Genomic DNA, 19750 nt, shown 5'->3' on the forward strand with positions numbered 1-19750 from the left:
CCATGAACGCTCATGCTATTCCCACCCACATGACCGCCATCGAAATCAGCCAGCCGGGAGGGCCTGAGGTCCTGGTTCCCGCCGACCGGCCTACCCCCAGCCCAGGCGCAAGGGAGGTGCTGATCAAGGTGCACGCGGCCGGCGTGAACGGCCCAGACGTACTCCAGCGCAAAGGCCTGTATGACCCGCCGCCCGGCGCCTCGGACATTCCAGGGCTGGAAATTTCCGGCGTGGTGGTAGCCCTCGGAGTGCAGGTGAGCGGTTTCGCCCTGGGCGACGAGGTCATGGCGCTGGTACCCGGCGGTGGCTACGCGCAGTACGCCGTGGCGGACGAACGCACCACCCTCCACCTTCCCGATGGCTTGAGCCGGGTGGAGGCCGCTGCGCTGCCGGAAACCTTCATGACCGTCTGGGCCAACCTGTTCCAGCGCGGGCAGTTCAAGGCCGGCGAATCGGTACTGATCCACGGTGGCGCATCGGGCATCGGCACAACCGCCACCATGCTCGCCCGGGCGTTCGGCGCCTCGACAATATTCACCACGGTGAAGAACGAGGAACAGCAGGCCGCGAGCCGGTCCCTGGGCGCTCACCATCCGATCAACTACACCGAACAGGACTTCGTCGCCGAAGTGATGCGGGAAACCCAGGGACGCGGCGTCGACGTGGTGGTCGACATCATCGGCGGCGATTACGTCGATCGGAACTTCCAGGTCGCGGCCATGAATGGCCGGATCGTGCAGATCGGCGTCATCAAGGGGCCCGCCACCCAGGTCAATTTCTTCCCGATGCTGGTGAAGCGCCTGACGCATATCGGCTCCACCCTGCGCTCCCGGACCGCCGACGAAAAGAAGGCGATCATCGACGAACTTGAGACCCGGGTCTGGCCCCACGTCCGCAATGGCGAGGTGAAACCGCTCATCTTCAAGACCTTCGGCCTGGCGGAGGCCGGCGCGGCCCATGAGCTGATGGACTCGGGCAAACATATCGGCAAGATCGTGCTCCTCAGCGAGTCCTGATGATCGGGGCTGGCGCGCCAGCCCGCCGATCAGAACACCGACCAGCCAATCCGCGAGCTGAGCAACTCAAGCGCCGCCATCCCGGCGTAGGAATTGCCCGCTGCATTCAACTCCGGCGACCACACGCACACGGTGAACTGCCCCGGCACGACTGCCACAATCCCTCCCCCCACGCCACTCTTGCCTGGCAAGCCCACGCGGTAGGCGAAATTCCCGGCTTCGTCGTACAGCCCGCTGGTGGCCATGATCGAGTTCACCTGTTGGGTCTGGCGCCGGGTCAGGATTTGCTCGCCACTGTGCTTGCAGAACCCATCGTTGGCCAGAAAACAGAATGCGCGGGCCAGATCGAGGCAACTCATCTGCAGCGCGCAGTAACTGAAATAACTGCGCAGCACCGTCTCGACCTCGTTATGGAAGTTGCCGAACGACTGCATCAGGTAAGCCATGGCAGCGTTGCGCGCGCGGAACTGATATTCCGAATCCGCTACACGGGTATCGATCGATACGTGGGGATTGCCCGATAGGCGCCGTACGAAATCGCGCATCGACAAGATGGGGGCGGCGAAGCGCGATTGGTTGATATCGCAGATCACCAACGCACCCGCATTGATGAAGGGATTGCGCGGGCGCCCGCGCTCGAACTCCAACTGCACCAGCGAGTTGAACGGCTGGCCCGAGGGCTCATGACCCAGTCGCTCCCATATGGCTTCACCGGAGTGGCCAATCGCCTGAACCAGGCTGAACACTTTGGAAATACTCTGCACCGAAAACGGCACCAATGCGTCGCCCGCGCAGTAGTAGCTGCCATCGTTGCCATAGACGGCGATGCCCAGCTGATGCGCCGGCACGTCAGCCAGTGCGGGAATGTAGTCAGCCACTTTGCCCTTGCCGATCAAGGGACGTACTTCTTCGAGAATCTCGTTCAACAGCGTTTGCATGGAAGGCCCTGTTATCAGTCCCCAGACAACGGCACGGGGCAGCATCCTTGACGCAGGCTGAGCAGGAGAAATCACACATCCGCAATCAATTCAGGGCGAGCGGCTGGCAGTGAGGGTCCCTTCTTGCAAAGCCTGCCAGTCCACTACACGAGGAAAGGCCTCGGCCTTGGCCACGGGCAGCCCCGGCGCCACCAGGAAACCCTGCATGTAGGTGCAGCCATGTTCCAGCAGCCAGTCGCGCTGGGCAGCGGTTTCCACACCTTCAGCGATGACTTCCAACCCCAGGTGGCGGCTGAGGTCGATGATGGTGCTGACCACCGCGGCATCGCGCCGCGACTCCAGCATGTTGGAGATGAACAGGCGGTCGATCTTCAGGGTATCCAGCTCGAAGTGGCGCAGGTAGGCCAGGGACGAATAGCCGGTGCCGAAGTCGTCGATGGCGATGCGCACGCCCAGGGCGCGCAGTTGCCGGAGCTGTTCGCGGGTCAGTTCCAGGTCCTGCATCAGTGCGCTTTCGGTGACCTCCACTTCCAGCTGCGAGGGCCGCAGCCTGAAGTCGTCCAGCACCCGCCGCAGGTCATCCACCAGTTGCGGCATGCCGAACTGCAACGGGCAGACGTTGAGGCTGACCACCAGGTCGTCGCCGAAGCCCTGCCTCCAGGCGCTGCACTGGCTGGCCCCCTCCCGCAGCACCCAGTCGCCCAGGCGGTTGATCAGGCGGGTTTCCTCCAGCAGCGGAATGAACACGCTGGGCGGCACCGTGCCGGCCACCCGGTGTTCCCAGCGCAGCAAAGCCTCGAAGCCGCGCAGGCGGCCGGTCTCGAGGTGGATCTGGGGCTGGTAGACCAGGTGAAAGTCGTTTTGCTCGATGGCATTGCGCAGGCTCTCTTCCAGCATCAACCGGGAGCGGGCGCGGCCGTTCATTTCCGGCGAGTAGAAGCGGTACTGCTGGCGGCCGGCGCGCTTGGCCTCGTACATGGCGATATCCGCCGCGCGCAACAGGCCGTCCACAGTCTGGCCGCACTCGGGGAAGCTGGCGATGCCGATGCTGGCGCCGATGGTGACATCGATGCCGTCGAGGCGATGGCGCACCGAAACCATCTCGATCAGTTTCTCAGCCACCCGCGCGGCATCTTCGGGGTGATCGAGGCTGTCGAGCAGCGCAGTGAACTCGTCGCCGCCCATGCGCGCCAGGATGTCGTAGGGGCGCAGGCAACTCTTCAGCTGTTCCGCTACCCGCCGCAGCACACGGTCGCCAGCCTCGTGACCGAGGGAATCGTTGATCAGCTTGAAGCCATCCAGATCCAGGTAGAGCACCGCCATGCGCTTGCCATTGCGCTCGACGCGAGCCAGGGAAGCTTCCAGCGCCTTGTGGAAGCCACGGCGGTTGAGCAACCCGGTGAGGGCATCGGTGATGGCCTGGGATTCCAGTTGCGCGTGGAGCTGGTGCACCACCGACATGTCCAGGGCGATGACCACCATGGAGCGTTGCAGCCGTGGCAGGGGCGACGACGACAGCGCCACCGGCAGGTGCTCGCCGCCCCTGGTTTTGAGACTGGCATCGTGCAGGCGGTAGGTCTCGTTGCGCTTCCAGTGGCGGTAGAAATCCGACAGCTTCCACTCGCCGCTCATCTCCGGGTGGGCGATCAGGTTCAGCAGCGGCTTGCCCTGCAGATCCCCCACCGAGCCCTGGACCATCTGCGCAAAGGCCGGGTTGGCAAAACTGACGAGGCCGTCCTCGCCGACTACCAGGATGCCTTCGGCGGCGTTCTCCAGCACCGAGGCGTTGAAGGCTCGGGCGCTGTCCAGTTGCTGGTTGAGTTGCAGCAGGTCGCGCCGGTTGCGTTCATGGGCCAGCAGGGACTGGATCTTGAGGCGCAGCACCTCGGGGTCGAAGGGCTTGAGGATGAAATCCACCGCGCCGGACGAGTAGCCGTGCAGCACCGCCTCATGGGTATGGGCGATGGCGGAAATGAAGATGATCGGCGTATAGCGGGTCAACGGACTGCTGCGCATCAGTCGCGCCACCTCGAAACCGTCCATGCGTGGCATCTGCACATCCAGCAGCACCAGGCCGATCTCCTCCTCCAGCAGGCATTTCAATGCCGCCTCGCCGGAATCCACGGTAAGCACTTGCCATTCACCGTCGTCCAGCAACGCTTCCATGGCGGTGAGGTTTTCCTGGCGGTCATCCACCACCAGCAGGGTATTGGCCGCAGGGACCGCCTTAAGCTGCAGGTGCGCCATGGCGAGCCCCCGGTTGTTCCAGCCAGCGGTAAAGCATGTCCAGCAACTCCTGGCGACTCACCGGCTTGGCCAGGTAATCGTCGGCGCCGGCGGTGATACATTTCTCCCGGTCGCCCTTCATCGCGTGGGCGGTCAGGGCGATGATCGGGATGCCGCAGCCGTGCTCCTGCTTGAGCACACGGGTGGCGGTGTAGCCGTCCATGTTGGGCATGGCCATGTCCATCAGGATCAGGTCGAAGGGTTCGCGCTGGAAGCAGGCGATGGCCTCCAGGCCGTCGCGGGCGGCGGTGACCTTCATGCCGGTTTCATCCAGCAGCGCACTGAGGGCGTAGATGTTGCGCACATCATCGTCTACCAGCAGCACACGGCCGCCTTCCAGCGGGTCCGACCACTGGCTGGCCTGCGGTTCGCGCAGGCCAGCGAGGAATCCCTGGACCGCCGAACTGAGGTTTTCGAGGTCGCCGCCCGCCTTGCGCACCACCACCGCCGAATAGCGGCGCAAGTGTTGCAGGTTCTGCTGGTTGACGTCGACACCGGTGTTGATGACCACCCGTGAGCCCTCCAGCGGGCGTTCGCGGTGAAGACTGTCGAGCAGCTCGAAACCATCCTGGTCAGGCAGGTCGAGGTCGATCACCAGGGCAGAGAAGTCGTTCTCCGCGTAGGCCTTGCGGGCACCTTCGCCATTGGCACTGGCCACCACCTTGAAGCCCAGTTGCTCCAGGTGCTCGCGATAGTGCTCGCGCTCCACGTCCACGTCCTCCACCAGCAACAGCGTGCGCTCCGCTGGCGGGCAGCCGCCTTCCAGGCCCTGGAAAACCTGCTCCAGGTCCTCGCGGGCGATGGGTTTGACCAGGTAGCGGGTAGCGTCCTCGTTCCAGTCCTGGGGCTGGGGCACGCAGGAAATGATGTTCACCGGGGTCGTACGGTGGTTCGAATGGCTACGCAAACGCCGGTAAATCTGCCAACCACTGACGTCCGGCAGCAGGATGTCGAGGATGACCGCCGCGAAGCGCTCGTTCTGCAGCAGCGCGATAGCCTGCTTGCCACTGCGGCAGTGGACGCTGGAGAAGCCACGAGACTGCGCTTCCTCGGCGATCACCGAGGCGAAGTTGACGTCGTCTTCGACGATCAGCACCGCCGGCCCCTGGCCGCCACGCACCGGCTGTGCGGGGAGTTCATCTTCCTTCGGCTGGCTCGCGGCCACCGCCACCGGCAGCCGGACGATGAAGCGCGAACCCTGCCCCGGCACGCTTTCCAGGGTGATGGTGCCGTCCAGGGCAAGCACCAGCTGGCGGGTGATGGCCAGGCCCAGGCCAGTGCCGCCGAAGCGCCGGCTGGTGGAGCCATCGATTTGCTGGAAGGCCTGGAAGATGCGTTCGTGCTGGTCCTCGGGGATACCGACACCCGTATCACGGACGACGAAGCACAACACTTCGCGCTCATCGATCGCCGCCGCCGGGTCCAGTTCCACGGACAGGTCCACCTCGCCGTGCTCGGTGAACTTCAGGGCATTGGACAGCAGGTTGCGCAGGATCTGGTGCATGCGCACCCGGTCGCTATGGATGACCCTTGGCACGCCGGCCTGGATGTGGGTGGACAGGCGCAGGCCCTTGATCTCGGCCATGGGCCGCAGGCTGCCGTCCAGCTCGGCGAGCATGTCCTGCACATTGAGCGGCTCCAGCTTGAGCTGCATGCGCCCTGCCTCGACCTTGGCCAGGTCGAGCACGTCATTGATCAACTGCAGCAGGTCACTGCCGGCGCGGTGGACGATATCGGCGTGGCGGGTCTGCTTCTCGGTGAGGTTGCCGGCCATGTTCTGCCGCAGCTGATCGCTGAGGATCAGGATGCTGTTCAGTGGCGTGCGCAACTCGTGGGACATGTTGGCGAGGAATTCCGACTTGTAGCGGTTGGCCAGCATCAGTTGCTCGGCCTGGTCACGCAGTCGCTGCTCGGCGGCCTTGCGCTCGCTGATGTCGATGATCACGGCCTGCACAAGCAGTTCGCGGCCGGCGCGGATCGGCGACAGGCCCACCTCCAGAGGGATCATGTGGCCGTCCCGGTGCAGGCCGAACAACTCCCGGTTGCTCCCCATGCGCCGCTGCTCGGGACTGCGCTGGAAGCTTTCGCGCAATCCCACATGGGCCTCGCGCAGGGCCTCGGGAAGGAGTATTTCAACGGACGATTCGAGCAGGTCGCGACGGCTATAGCCAAACAGCTGTTCGGTCTGGCGATTGACCATGGCGATCCGGCCACCGGCATCCACCAGGACGATGGCATTGGGCGAGGCTTCGACCACCAGGCGGAAGCGCTCCTCGGCGCTCTTGCGCGCCTGCAGGTCCACAAGGTTGATCAGGTAGCGCTGGTCATTGCCGTGCTTGAAGGTGCTCAGGCTGAAAGCCACGGCAACCCGCTCACCATCCTCCTGCAAGGCCTCGATTTCCGTCAGATCAGTGGGAGCCTGCCTGGCCAATTGTTGCGGCAGGTCCACCAGGCTTGGCACGAACCGGCTCAGGTTCTGCCCTACCAGGCTCTCCGTCGCGCAGGCGAACAGTTCCCCGGCGCGGGCATTGGCCATCTCGATACGGCCATTTTCCCCGCAGGTCAGCGTGGCCACCGGCAAATGCCGCAGCAGCAGGCGGAAACGCTCCTCGCGCTCAGTCAGTTCGGCGGTCGCGGACAAACTGAGCTGCAGACTCCGTTCTCGCTGGTAGAGGTAGCTGCCGATCAACAGGGACAGCAACAGCGCAGCAGACAGGCCGGTCCAGAGGCTGAAGGTGATGCGGTTGTTGCTCTGCATGGCCTCGTACTCGGCCGTGCTGCCCACGCCCAGGGCCCAGGTACGGCCGAACAGCTTCAGCTCCTCGACCTGGTGGAAGCGTGGCTGGTGACCTTTGTCGGATGCCTGCAGCATCAGCTCGGAGCTGCCGACATCCCTGAGATCGATGCTGTAGAGGTTGCTCTGGGCACCGAGGATGCCGGCCATCAGGTCGTTTATGCGAAAAGCACCGCAGACCATGCCGAACAGTGCGGCGCGGCGCTCTTCGACTGAGGTGCTGGGCGCGTCCGGGCGGTACACCGGCATATAGAGGAGCACGCCGCTCTGCGCTTGCTGCTCGGTTTCCTGCCTGAGTTTCAGCGGCCCGGTGAGACTCGCCTCGCCGGTTTCCCGGGCGAGGTCGAGAGCCGCCCGGCGCACCGGTTCGGTCAGCATGTCGAAACCCAGGGTGCGGCGGTTGCGCCAGTCCATGGGACTGCTGTACTGCACCACGATGTATTCGTCCCGCGGCTCCGGAGGGATGATGCGGAAATCGCGGTTGCCCTGATTCCAGTTATCGCTGACGAACTCGTTGACTTCTTCGCGCTTCAGGTAGCGCGCCCACGCCAGCGCCTGGATGCCCGGGTAGCGGTCCTGCAACTGCAACTGGTCGGTGGCCCGCGCCCACTCCTCGGCCGATACCGCGTTAGTGCCGACGATCAGGCCGGACATACCGCGCAGCACCATCTCGTAGGAGCGCATCCGGTTGCTGACGCGATGGGCGATTTCCTCGGCCTCGAGCTTGAAGCGCTGCTCGTACTCGGTACGGTTGCGCGCTTCCAGATCCAGCCACTGCCAGAGCACCAGCCCGCCGAAAACGAGCATCAGGGTGAGGGTTACCAGCAATGGCAGCAGATACTGGCGCGATGGCGGGAATTGACGTCCGTCCATGTAGTTTCCTGTCCTTTCCCTGGCGGCCACGCCTCTGGGTATGTGGGAAATCGGCTAAGGCGGGGCACGATAAGCCCTGCATCGCAGTCTAGACAGGAATGCAGGAACTGGCGTTGAGCCAGTATTGGAGCGACGAGCGGCGGGGCTTACTGAGCATCCGATGCCAGACTTCTGGCGCCGAATTTCTTATGTCCTTCCAACAGGAACTGCTCGACCAGGGTGACCTCGTAACAGTGAGGGTGAACTCACGCGAGCTCACGCGTTCATCGTTTCCTTGCTGCCGTGATCCAGTTTGCCCAGGTATTCAGCGACCTCATCCGTCAGCCAACTGGAAAACAGCCGTTGCTTGATTTCCGACCGCTCCCGGTTGGGCAGTACCAGCCAGTAAGGGTAGGGATAGGGCGCAATCACCGGGGAGAGTTGTACCAACTCCCCTCGCTGGATCGCGTCGTGTACCAGGCTGCGGCGCTCCAGGGCGATCCCCTGCCCCAGGCGCACGGCTTGAAGTACCAGGTTGGAGTCATTGCTGCACAGGCCGCTGCGTGGGACGTCGATATCCAGCCCTGCGGCCTGGCACCACGGTCGCCATGACTCCATGTTGAAGATGATCCTGCTGCCGAGGATCTCTTCAGGGGTCCGCGGCAGTTCCCCACCATTGAAGTGAGGAGCGGCAACCACCAGCGCCTCGTCATGAAACAACAGACGTTTTTCCACCCCATCCCAGTCGCCCTTGCCCATGCGGATTCCGACATCGACGGACTCCCGGCTCAGGTTCGATACCGCCAGGTTGGCCTGCAGCCGGATGCTGATGTGCGGCTGCAATTGCTGGAAGCGTGGCAAGCGCGGCAACAGCCAGTTGAAGCCGAACGAAGGAAGAACGGCGACCACCAGTTCCGTTGACTTGGGCTGGGTCTTGATCAGCTGTGTGGCTTCGGCGATTCGGCTCAATGACTCACGGACCTGCAAGGCATACAGCCGCCCATCCTCGCTCACCCGCAGCCCCCGTCCCTCACGGACGAACAGGATGACGCCGATCATCTCCTCCAGCACCTTGATCTGCTGGCTGATGGCCGAATGGGTCACATGCAGTTCCCTGGCGGCGGCGGTGACGCTTCCCAGCCTTGCAACCGCTTCAAAACTGCGCAGGCAGGTGATTGGAGGAATGTTCGACATGTAAGTATTTCTTACTAATTTTGGAAAAAAATATCGATATATAAGCGCCAAGGCTCTCACTAATGTAAGGGACGGTAAAGTCTTGGACTGGTAAGAGGATGGCTGCCATGGGCGCTGCATGGAGAGCACGGCAAATGACCACGGGAGGTCCCGACGGTGACGATCACCCGTGGCTGCAGGTTTCATTGACCAGGGCGCAATTGCTCTCGGTGCGTTTTGCCTGCGACATCTACACGCGTGTGGTGAGCGGCCAGCATTGGATCAGCACCAACGGTGTCGACTTCTCGATCGGCCCCGGCGAGCGCGTGAAATTGTCAGCCGGGCTGGCGCTGATTGACGGCGAAGGAGTTCTGCAACTGGCGCCAGCCAAGGCCGAGAAACAGCGCCAGGCGTATCCGCTCCCCTGGCCTTTGCCCCGAGTGTTCAAGCGCCGGACTACCGCATTAGAGATCAATATCAATCAAGGAGAGTGATGGATGAAGCTCATTGGCATGCTGGATTCACCTTACGTTCGCCGGGTGGCCATATCCCTGGACCTTATGGGCATCGAGTTCGAACATGACCCGTTGTCGGTGTTCCGCACCTTCGAGGAATTTTCCCGAATCAACCCGGTGGTCAAGGCCCCGACCCTGCTGCTCGATGACGGCTCGGTGCTGATGGACTCGACGCTGATCATCGATTATTTCGAGGCCCTCAGCACACCCGACAGGAAGTTGTTGCCAAGCCAACCGCAGGCATTGGCCAGTGCCTTGCGTACGTTGGGCCTGGCGTTGGCGGCATGCGAGAAAACCGTCCAGATCGTCTATGAGCGCAAGCTTCGTCCGGCGGAAAAGCTTCATCAGCCCTGGGTCGAGCGCGTTACCCGGCAATTGCTGGCGGCTTGCGCCGAGTTGGACAAGCAACTGGCGGCACACCCGTCGCAAGGCGAGCGCCCCGACCAGGCCGAGGTCACTTGTGCAGTGGCCTGGTCATTCATGCAGTTGATGCTGCCCGACGTGGTCAAGGCCGACGATTTCCCGGCCATCAAGATCCATGCCGACCGCCTGGAACGGACCGATCTGTTCAAGCGTTATCCGATTGCCTGAGCAATGGCGTGGTTCGGGCTGGGCTCGACCACGCCGATTTTCCCTCTCGCCAGCGCCAGGCTTTTGCGAGCCTTTACCTTGTGCACACGGGGTGTCCCAGCGAAAGGTCCCTCCTTCTCAGGGGCGCGCCAACTGAGCTCTCCACCGCGTTCATGACGAAAACGATATAGCTCGAATGGAGCGATAAATTCCACAACGATATTAGAAAAATATTTCTTATGTCGTTTTAATCTTTATCGATTCCCCGCCCATTCCGGAGCCCGTTTTGAAACTCTCCCTCCCCGTTATCGGCCTGGCGCTGGCCGCCAGCTGCGCATCCGCCTTCGCCGGCACTACTCTCGATCGAGTCCAGCACCAGGGTGAACTGGTGGGCGTGCTGATGGAAAACTACCCGCCGTTTTCCTTCCTCAATGCCCAGAACCAGCTCGATGGCTTCGACGTCGACATCGCCAAGGCCGTGGCGGAGCGCCTGGGCGTCAAGCTGCGCCTGGAAACGCCGTCCTGGGACGTGATCGCCGCCGGTCACTGGAGCGGTCGATACGACGTCTGCGTCTGCTCCATGACCCCCAGCCAGGCGCGCGCCCAGGTCTTCGATTTCCCGGTGGAGTACTACGAGTCGCCGGCGGTGATCGTGGTCAATGCCAAGGACTCGCGCATTGCCTCGGCCAAGGACCTGGACGGCAAGAAAGTCGGCGTGATCAGCGCTTCGACCTACGAGAGTTACCTGCGCAAGGACCTGGTCATCGAGGGCGCGGAAGACAAGCCACTGAGCTACCCCTTCGAGCAGGTCGAGATCGCGCCTTACGACAACGAGACCGTCGCCTTCCAGGACCTCGCCCTGGGTAGCGGCGTGCGTCTGGACGCCATGGTCACCAACCTGGTGACGGCACGCGAACGAATCGCCCAGGACCCACGCTTCAAGATCGTCGGCCAGCCGCTCTATGGCGAGCCCAACGTGGTGGCCATCGAGAAAGGCGACCCGCAGTGGAACGCCAAGATCACCGAGATCATCGGCCAGCTGCGCCAGGACGGCACGCTCGCCCGCATCTCGAATAAATGGATCGGTTCAGACATCACCCGATGAGCGCGTTCCAGAATCCCCCCTCCAGACTGCGCGACGCGCCGGCAGAGCCGCTGCTGGAGCGCCTGTTCGGCTTCCGTACCCGGCTGTACCTGACCTGGGCGGTCATGCTGCTCCTGTGCGTGGCGTTTTTCCTCAGCTTCGACCTGAAGCTGGCAATCATCCTCGACAAGTGGCGCAACCTGGTGGGCATCAACCTCGCGCCCAACGGCTTCCTGCAGGGGGCGGCGCTGACGCTGTTCCTCAGCTTCTGCTCGATCTGGGTCTCGTTGCTGCTGGGTTTCGTAACGGCGTTGGGCCGGATGTCGAGCAGCGCCGTCGCCTTCGGCGTGGCCAGTTTCTACGCGTCCTTCTTCCGCGGGACGCCGCTGCTGATCCAGATCCTGCTGATCTACCTGGGCCTGCCGCAGCTGGGCGTGGTTCCGGGTGCCATCAGCGCGGGCATCCTGGCGCTGTCGCTCAACTACGGCGCCTACCTGAGCGAAATCTTCCGCGCCGGCATCATCGGCGTGCCGCAGGGGCAACGCGAAGCCGCGGCGGCGCTGGGCATGAACCGCACCCTGACCTTCTGGCGCATCGTCCTGCCGCAGGCCATGCGTACCATCATTCCGCCGACCACCAACCAGTTCATCTCGATGCTCAAGGATTCGTCGCTGGTCTCGGTGATGGGGGTCTGGGAGGTGATGTTCCTCGCCCAGTCCTACGGCCGCGCCTCCTACCGCTACATCGAAATGCTCAGTGCCGCCGCCCTGCTCTACTGGCTGATGTCCATCGGACTGGAGCTGATCCAGGCCCGGCTGGAGCGCCATTACGGCCGGGCCTACGACACTCGCCGCTGAATACACGCACGCGCCTCCGACCATCATTCTTCAGGAAATCCGGATGTCCGACCCCAAACCCCTGCTCTTCGCCCTCTATGAACAAGCCAGCGTCGGCTGCGGCGGCGCGCCCAGCCTCTGGACCCACCCGGCCGACGAGCGCCTGCGTATCAACACCCTCGGCTACTGGACCGATCTGGCCCGCAGTGCCGAGCAAGCCAACCTCGACATGCTGTTCTTCGCCGACGTGCTCGGCCTGTATGACGTTTATGGCGGCTCCCATGAGGCCGCGCTGAAGTGGGCGGTCGAGGCACCGGCCAATGACCCGCTGCTGCATCTGCCAGCGCTCGCGGCGGTTACCGAACGCCTGGCCTTCGGCGTGACCATCAGCACCACCTACGAACACCCGTTCAGCCACGCCCGGCGCCTGAGCACCCTCGACCACCTGAGCAACGGCCGCGTCGGCTGGAACGTCGTCACCTCCTACCTGAGCAGCGCGGCGCGCAACTTCGGACTCGATGAGATGATCCGCCATGGCGACCGCTACGCCCGCGCCGAGGAGTTCCTCGATGTGGTGTACAAGCTCTGGGAAGGCAGCTGGGCGGATGACGCCCTGGTGGCCGACAAGCGCGGGCAGACCTATGCCCGTGGCGACCGCGTTCGCCCCATCGAGCACCACGGCGAGCACTACCGGGTGCAGGGCGCGCATCTCTGCGCACCCTCCCCCCAGCGCACGCCGGTGCTGATCCAGGCAGGCTGGTCCGAGCGCGGCCGCGCCTTCGCCGCCAAGCATGCCGAACTGATCTTCATCGCCAAGTCGCGTCCGGAAGAAATCCGCGTCGGCCTGGAAGACATCTGGTCCCAGGCCGAGGCACGTGGCCGTACCCAGGACGACATCAAATCGCTCACGGTGCTGCGCATCGTCACCGCCCGCACGGCCATCGAGGCGCAGAAGAAGTACGACCAACTGCAAAGCAACTATCACCTGCAGGCGCAGTTGGTGAGCTATGCCGGGGACACCGGCATCGATCTCGACCGCTACGCCGACAACGAGCCGCTGACCACCGAGACCCAGGGCCTGACCTCCTATGTCATGCGCCCGGACGGCAGCGGCCAGCCGCTCACCGCCGGCGATGTGCGCAAGCGCTTCGCCCAGGTGACCCGTGGCACCGACCTGATCCTGGTGGGCACGCCGGAGCAGGTGGCCGACCGCATCGAAGAACACGCCCGCCTCTCCGGCACGAGCGGCTACATGCTCAATCCGCTGATCAGTCCCGGCACCTTCGATGACTTCGCCGAACTGGTGATCCCCGAACTGCAGAAGCGCGGCCTCTATCGCACCACTGCGCAAAGCGGGACTTTCCGTTCTCGCCTGCGTGCCGATCGCAGCGATCGCCTGCCACAGAGCGCTTACGGCGCTTCCTTCCGCTTTGAATGACAGTGCGCGCCCTGAATGGGCGCGCTTCTTTCGTCTCCGCGACCACCAGGCAGGCAGATCGATCTGATACTGCGCTTTCAGTTCACAATGCTGGTTACGCCAATCTCCTCCCGGGTACCGGGCACCGGTACGCGGCGGACCCTGTACCACGCGGCGTACAGCGCCGGCACGAAGAAGATGGTCAGCAGCGTCGCCACGGTGAGGCCACCCATGATCGCGATCGCCATCGGGCCCCAGAACACGCTGCGCGTCAGCGGAATCATCGCCAGGACAGTCGCCAGGGCGGTCAGCATCACCGGGCGGGTCCGGTGAATCGCTGCATCGAGCACCGCATTCCACGGATCACGGCCTTCGGCGATCTCGATCTGCACCTGGTCGATCAGGATCACGGCGTTGCGCATGATCATGCCGCCCAGGGCGATGATGCCCAGGATCGCGACGAAGCCCAGCGGCGCCTGGAATGCCAGCAGGGCCGGCACCACGCCGATCAGCCCCAGCGGGGCGGTGAGAACCACCATCGCCATGCGCGAGAAGCTTTTCAATTGCAGCATCAGCAGCATCAGGATGGTCAGCAGCATCAGCGGCGCCACGGCGAGTAGCGCCTGGTTGGCCTTGTCGCTCTCCTCCACGGCGCCACCCACGTCGATGCGATAGCCCGAAGGCAGCTTCGCCTCGATGTCCTTGAGCAGCGGCCGGATTTCCTGGGTTGCCGATACGCCCTGCTCGCCATCTTTCACGTCGGCGCGCACGGTGATCGCCATGTCGCGGTTGCGACGCCAGAGCACCGGCTCTTCGAGTTCGTAGCGAATCTGCGCCACTTCCGACAACGGTACGACCGTCCCGTTACGCGTATAGAGATTGATGTCCTTCAGCGTCTCCAGGTTGAGGCGTTCCTCGGGCACCGCGCGGGCGACGATGTCGGTGAGGTCCTCGTGCTCGCGCAGGTGCGACAGGGTGGCGCCGTTCATCAGGGTCTGGGTCGCCAGCGACACATCGGCCGGGGTGAGCCCCAGCGCGCGGGCCTTGTCCTGATCCAGCACCACCTTCAGGGCGCGCACCGGGTCGTTCCAGTCGAGCTGGACGTCACGCACCTTCGGACTCGAGGCCACCACCTTCTGCACTTCGCCGGCGATGCGGCGCACCACCTGGGTGTCGGCACCGACGATGCGGAACTGCACCGGGAAGCCCACCGGCGGGCCCAGTTCGAGCCGGGTGACGCGCACCCAGGCCTGCGGGAATTGTTGATCCACCAGGCTCAGCAGACGGGAACGCACGCGCTCCCGGGCCTGCAGGTCCTTCGTCATGACGACGAACTGGGCGAAGGCCGGGTTGGGCAGCTCGGGATTGAGCGCCAGGTAGAAGCGCGGGGCGCCGGCGCCGGTGTAAGCCGTATAGAAGTTGACGTCCTCGTCCTTGGCCAGCACCGCCTCCAGGCGCTTCACCTGCTCGGCCGTGGCGGCGAACGAGGCGCCCTCCTTCATGCGCAGGTCGATGACCAGCTCGGGCCGCGAACTGCTGGGGAAGAATTGCTGGGGCACGAACTTCATGCCCGCCAGCGCCAGTGCCAGGGCACCGAAGGTCACCCCGATGACCCGCCAGCGCCGCGCGATGGCCAGGTCGATCAGGCCGCGCAGCGCGCGGAAGAACCGCGTGTCGTAGGGATCGCCGGCATGCTGATGGTGAGCGAAATCCTGCGGCAGCATCTTCACCGCGAGGTAGGGCGTGAAAATGCCCGAGCAGATCCAGGACAACAGCACGGCGGCGCCGACGATCCAGAAGATGCCGCCGGCATACTCGCCCGTGGTCGACTTAGACAGGCCGATGGGCATGAAGCCCGCCGCGGTGATCAGCGCGCCGGTCAGCCGTGGCATGGCGGTGGACTGATAGGAGAAGCCCGCTGCCCTCACCCGGTCCCAGCCGGCCTCCATCTTCACCACCATCATTTCGATGGCGATGATCGCGTCATCCACCAGCAACCCCAGTGCAATGATCAGCGAGCCGAGGGAGATACGTTCCAGGTTCCAGCCCATCGCCAGCATCAGCAACGCGACACCGCCCAGCACCAGCGGCACCGAGGTGGCGACCACGATACCGGTACGCCAGCCCAGGCTGGCGAAGCTGACGGCAATGACGATGATCAGCGCCTCCATCAGCGAGCGCTCGAAGTCCCAGATGGCATCCTTGACCGTGGTCGGCTGGTCCGCCACGCGCTCGAGCTCGACGCCGTGGGGCAGCTCGGACTGGACCCTGGCGACGGCCACGTCCATCGCCTTGCCCAGTTCGACGATGTTGCCGTCGTCGCTCATCGAGATGCCCAGCATCAGCACCGGCTGGCCGTTGTGGCGCACGGTGTAGCTGGGCGGGTCTTCATAGCCACGGCTGATGGTGGTGAAATCGCCCAGCCTGATCGTCCGCCCGCCCACCGTGATCGGCACATTGCGGATGTCCTCGAGGCTGGAGAACTGGCCACTCACACGCACCACCACGCGGTCGCCGTCGGTGTCGATCTGGCCCGCCGGGAGCAAGGCATTCTGGCTCCTGAGGCTGTCGGCGATGGCCTGCGGCGTCACGCCCAGCGCGGCAAGGCGCGCATGGGAGAACTCCACATGGATTCGCTTGGCCTGCTTGCCGATCAGGTCGACCTTCTTGACCATCGGCACCTTCAGCAGGCTGCGCTTGATGTTTTCGGCCACATCGGCCAGCTCGCCCTGGTCGAAACCATCGCCCTTGACCGCATACATCAGCCCGTACACGTCGCCGTACTCGTCGTTGACGACCGGGCCGATGACGCCCTCGGGCAGTTCCAGGCGCAGGTCATTGAGCTTCTTGCGCGCCTGGTACCAGGCCTCGCGCTGGTCCGCCCTGGAGGTGCCGCCACGCACGGTCAGCGTCATGCCGCCATAGCCCTGGCGGGCGAAGGTGACCACCTTCTCGAAGTGGTCGATCTGCTCAAATTTCTTCTCCATGCGATTCAGCACTTCGTCCTGGATCTGCTGGGCGGTCGCGCCCGGCCAGACGACGCCCGCGGTCATGGACGGGACAGAGAAGTTCGGGTCCTCCAGCTGGCCCAGCCTGGTGAAGCTGAACAGGCCGGCAATGGCCACGACGAGGAGCAGGAAGAGAACGATGGCGCGATTGTTCAGCGCCCATTCGGTGAGATTGAACTTGTTCATCGCGCAACCACTGCCTTGTCTTCGGCGCCGTCGCTGGCCAGCGCCACCTTGAGTCCCGGCGACATCTTCTGCACACCGGCCGTCACGACCCGTTCACCCGCGGGCGGACCGGAGACGAGCACCTCCTCGTTGCGATAGCCCCACACCGCCACGGGAACCCGCTCGACCGTGCCCAGCGCGTCCCCGCCGGTCGGCTTGACCACCCACACCGCCGGCTGCCCGCTGCTTTGCGTCAGTGCCGTCGCCGGCACGGCCGCCACCAGGGTGCCCGCCATGACGCGCGCCGCTTCCAGGGTCGCGGTGGCGCCAAGCGGCAGCTGCTGCATGTCCAGGGGCTTCAACCGCGCGCGGTAGGTCCGCGTCTGCGCCGAGGCCTGCGGCGCCAGTTCACGCAAGGCGACGGCGAAGGTCTTGCCCGGCAAGCTGGTCAGCGCCGCCTGGAAGCTCGACTGCTGGAAGGTCACGAGACGATCTTCCGGCACGTCCACCACGATCTCGGGGAGGCTGGGGTCGGCGATGGAGATAACCGGCGTGCCTTCGGCCACCACCTGCCCGACCTCGAAACGGACCGTCGTGACCACGCCGCTGCGCGAGGCACGCAAGACCGTGTACTTGAGTCGGTTGCGAGCCAGCTCCAGCTGGCGCGCCTCGGCCTCGGCGTTCGACTGCGCGGTCCGGGCACTGGTGCGGGCACGCTCGTCGTCGGCCGCGCTGACAGAGCCATCGGCCTTGAGCGCGCTCAGGCGCTGACGGTCGGAGTCGGCCTGGCGGGCCTGCGCGACGCTGGCTTCCCACGCGCGTTGCGATGCCTCTTCGGCCAGTCGGTAGTCGCTGTCGTCCAGCACGGCGAGCACGTCGCCTTCCTGCACGGATTGGCCGACATCGACCTTGCGCTGGACGACCTTGCCGCCCACGCGGAAAGCCTGGTCCACCTCATAGCGCGACTGCACGGTGCCGACGTAGCGATTGCTCTCGCGGGCGTTGTCGTAATGGAGTTCGACGGTGCGTACGGGCCGAGGTGCCAGCACAGCCGGTTGGCTGGGACTGCATGCACAAAGCAGCGCGGCGGCGGTCAGCGCGCTGGCTGCGACTAGTGGATTGTTCAAGACGATTCCTCGTTCTGGGCGTCGGTATTCAGGAAAGCGGGTGGGCGCTGCCGGCCCCGGCGGACGGGGCCATCGGTTCGAAGACCTGCCAGCCGCCACCCAGCGCCTTGTAGAGCTGGACGCTGTCGAGCAGCAGGCGCGTGCTGCTGTCGTTGGCGTTCAACCGGGCTGTCAGGCGAGCGCGCTGCGCGTCCAGCAGCGGCAGCAGGTCGATCTGCCCTCGGCTGTAGAGCGACTGGGCATGCCCCAGCGCAGCCTCGGCAGTGGCCGATGCGGCCTGCAGCGAGCCTGCGCGCTGGTGTTCCTGCCCCAGGGCGACAAGTGCGTTTTCCACGTCTTCGAGGGCGCGGGCGATTCCGTCCTCGGTACGCAGCAGCGCTTCACGCTGACCGCTCTCGGCAACCTCGTTGATGGCGCGGGTGCGACCGGCGTTGAACAGCGGCATGGCGAGCAGGCCCGCCACATTGGTGAATCGGGCAGTGCCGAGGTTGACCCCGTTCAGCGCCAGCTCCTGGCTGCCGAAGGAAGCGCCCAGGAACAGGCGCGGGAACCACTCGGCGGCGGCTTGCTGCCGGCGGGCATTGGCAGCATCCAGCTGCGCCATCAACGCCAGGACGTCGGGTCGACGCTGCAGGAGCGTGGCCGGTTGTCCGGGTTGTGGCCGGGGTATGAGCGCCTCGTTGAGGGATGGCACGATGGCGTCGGCATTGAAGGCCTGATCACCGATCAGCACCGCAATGCGATGGCGCGCCACCGCCGCCAGGGTTTCCATCGGCGGGATTTGCGCGCGTGCGGAGGCCGCTTCGGTCTGCGCACGCTCGACGTCGAAATCGGACGCCAGGCCCGCGCGCTTGCGCGCAGAAACAAGGCGTAGCGTTTCGTCCTGCGCCGCCGCTATGGCACGCAGCGTCTCCGCCTGCAGCAACGCACCGCGCAGGGTGAAGTAATTGCTGGCAACGTCGCTCATCACCAGCAGACGCACGCCACGTTCGCCGTATTCGGCGGCCAGGGCGTCTGCCTTGGCCGCTGCCGCGCCGGCACGCAGCCGGCCGCTCAGGTCAAGCTCCCAGGAAACGTCCAGGCCCGCACTGGCGGTCCGGGTATCGGGATAGAGCTGCCGCGTGGCCGAGTCGTAACCGCTGCGGCGGTCGGAACCACCGGCGGACAACCCCACGCTGGGAAACAGCCAGGAACGGCTGATCGTCTCGCCTGCCCGCGCGGCCCCCAGGCGCTCGGCGGCGATCTTCACGTCGCGGTTCTCACGCATGGCGCGCTGCACCAGATCGCTGAGTACCGGGTCATTGAAAGCCGTCCACCACGCCGCCTCCGGTTCCATCTGGGAGGCCGTGGCGGCAGCGAACCGCGAAGGCAGCTCCTCTGACGGTTTCAGCATCGGCGTGGAACAACCGGTCAAAGCCAGCGCGATGCTCGCGGCAAGCGCACCGGCGAGCAGGAGTTCGCCACGCAGACCGGCTACCGGCCTGCTGCGGCGGAACGGCGAATAGAGGGGTGAAAATCGCAACATCGATAGGGACTCGCAGGAATTCGGCAGTGCTGAGCGTGAGGTTTTTACGCGGCGAAGTTGTCAGCCAACGGTCGCGATTCGGTCGCCACGCTCGGGCATCCGGCCGGGTGTCAAAGGTCAGTCTTCGGCGGAGTCTTCTGCCTGCGAGCCTGCCGAGACGGCCAGGTCGGCGCTGATGGCGCGCAGCAGCTCGCCGGCGCAGGCGAACTCGCGCTGATGCCCGGTAACCAGGTTCTCGACGCGGCCGACGAGCGTGGCCGGCGTCGCATCGTTCTGCAGTTTCACCACGTAGGCGCGGCGAGTCGGGTATTTGGATTCGGGGTTGAGGACCATGGCTAGACCAGAAGATCGAAAGTTCGATCGCAGCCTAGACAGGTCGAATCGCGGAGTCGTAAGCGGACAGTCAGGCTTCGGTCAGGATGCTCGCCAGCACGCGCAGCAAGC

14 protein-coding genes are annotated in these 19750 nt (G+C 64.6%); 6 read left to right on the forward strand and 8 right to left on the reverse strand.

The features are described from left to right. The first annotated feature begins 29 nt into the window (after positions 1-29). On the forward strand, positions 30-1016 hold the full coding sequence (locus ACQ5BL_RS26100) for an NAD(P)H-quinone oxidoreductase (protein ID WP_243807828.1): 987 nt from the start codon (positions 30-32) through the stop codon (positions 1014-1016). Positions 1017-1045: 29 nt separating this feature from the next. Here the strand turns inward: ACQ5BL_RS26100 and glsB are convergent, their stop codons facing one another. The 4 genes from glsB to ACQ5BL_RS26120 all read right to left on the reverse strand — a co-directional run bounded on the left by glsB (position 1046) and on the right by ACQ5BL_RS26120 (position 9080). Next, positions 1046-1954 carry a glutaminase B gene (gene glsB / locus ACQ5BL_RS26105; RefSeq protein ID WP_243807555.1) on the reverse strand — a complete coding sequence of 303 codons (909 nt, stop codon included), beginning with the start codon at positions 1952-1954 and terminating at the stop codon, positions 1046-1048. A 90-nt stretch (positions 1955-2044) separates the two neighbouring features. Then, entirely contained in the window at positions 2045-4201 is a 2157-nt protein-coding gene (locus tag ACQ5BL_RS26110) for a putative bifunctional diguanylate cyclase/phosphodiesterase (protein ID WP_243807558.1), read from the reverse strand. After that, complete coding sequence (locus ACQ5BL_RS26115; protein ID WP_243807560.1) at positions 4182-7907, reverse strand: response regulator; 3726 nt, start codon at positions 7905-7907, stop codon at positions 4182-4184. The genes ACQ5BL_RS26110 and ACQ5BL_RS26115 overlap by 20 nt, the downstream gene beginning before the upstream one ends. 255 nt (positions 7908-8162) lie before the next feature. Continuing rightward, the gene (locus tag ACQ5BL_RS26120) at positions 8163-9080 is read right to left on the reverse strand and encodes a LysR substrate-binding domain-containing protein (protein ID WP_207886202.1); all 918 of its coding nucleotides are present in this window, start codon (positions 9078-9080) and stop codon (positions 8163-8165) included. A gap of 134 nt (positions 9081-9214) precedes the next feature. Between ACQ5BL_RS26120 and ACQ5BL_RS26125 the strand changes: the two genes are divergently transcribed. The 5 genes from ACQ5BL_RS26125 (at position 9215) to ACQ5BL_RS26145 (ending at position 13502) form a co-directional block, all read left to right on the forward strand. Then, a complete protein-coding gene (locus ACQ5BL_RS26125) occupies positions 9215-9553 on the forward strand; it encodes a hypothetical protein (protein ID WP_243807563.1) in 339 nt (112 codons plus the stop codon). Positions 9554-9556: 3 nt separating this feature from the next. After that, on the forward strand, positions 9557-10165 hold the full coding sequence (locus ACQ5BL_RS26130; protein WP_243807565.1) for a glutathione S-transferase: 609 nt from the start codon (positions 9557-9559) through the stop codon (positions 10163-10165). 265 nt (positions 10166-10430) lie between these two features. Beyond that, positions 10431-11249 carry a transporter substrate-binding domain-containing protein gene (locus ACQ5BL_RS26135; protein ID WP_243807567.1) on the forward strand — a complete coding sequence of 273 codons (819 nt, stop codon included), beginning with the start codon at positions 10431-10433 and terminating at the stop codon, positions 11247-11249. Continuing rightward, entirely contained in the window at positions 11246-12085 is an 840-nt protein-coding gene (locus ACQ5BL_RS26140; RefSeq protein WP_243807568.1) for an amino acid ABC transporter permease, read from the forward strand. Before ACQ5BL_RS26135 ends, ACQ5BL_RS26140 begins: the two co-directional genes overlap by 4 nt. 43 nt (positions 12086-12128) lie before the next feature. Continuing rightward, the gene (locus ACQ5BL_RS26145; protein WP_243807569.1) at positions 12129-13502 is read left to right on the forward strand and encodes an LLM class flavin-dependent oxidoreductase; all 1374 of its coding nucleotides are present in this window, start codon (positions 12129-12131) and stop codon (positions 13500-13502) included. A gap of 77 nt (positions 13503-13579) precedes the next feature. Here the strand turns inward: ACQ5BL_RS26145 and ACQ5BL_RS26150 are convergent, their stop codons facing one another. The 4 genes from ACQ5BL_RS26150 to ACQ5BL_RS26165 all read right to left on the reverse strand — a co-directional run bounded on the left by ACQ5BL_RS26150 (position 13580) and on the right by ACQ5BL_RS26165 (position 19639). Then, entirely contained in the window at positions 13580-16675 is a 3096-nt protein-coding gene (locus ACQ5BL_RS26150) for an efflux RND transporter permease subunit (protein ID WP_243807570.1), read from the reverse strand. Next, the gene (locus tag ACQ5BL_RS26155; RefSeq protein ID WP_243807571.1) at positions 16672-17781 is read right to left on the reverse strand and encodes an efflux RND transporter periplasmic adaptor subunit; all 1110 of its coding nucleotides are present in this window, start codon (positions 17779-17781) and stop codon (positions 16672-16674) included. The genes ACQ5BL_RS26150 and ACQ5BL_RS26155 overlap by 4 nt, the downstream gene beginning before the upstream one ends. Positions 17782-17809: 28 nt before the next feature. Continuing rightward, on the reverse strand, positions 17810-19306 hold the full coding sequence (locus ACQ5BL_RS26160; RefSeq protein ID WP_243807572.1) for an efflux transporter outer membrane subunit: 1497 nt from the start codon (positions 19304-19306) through the stop codon (positions 17810-17812). Between the two features lie 117 nt (positions 19307-19423). Beyond that, on the reverse strand, positions 19424-19639 hold the full coding sequence (locus ACQ5BL_RS26165) for a hypothetical protein (RefSeq protein ID WP_243807573.1): 216 nt from the start codon (positions 19637-19639) through the stop codon (positions 19424-19426). Positions 19640-19750: the final 111 nt, after the last annotated feature.

The sequence above is a fragment of the Pseudomonas sp. B1-22 genome (assembly GCF_050474425.1).
In the GTDB taxonomy this organism is placed as follows: domain Bacteria; phylum Pseudomonadota; class Gammaproteobacteria; order Pseudomonadales; family Pseudomonadaceae; genus Pseudomonas.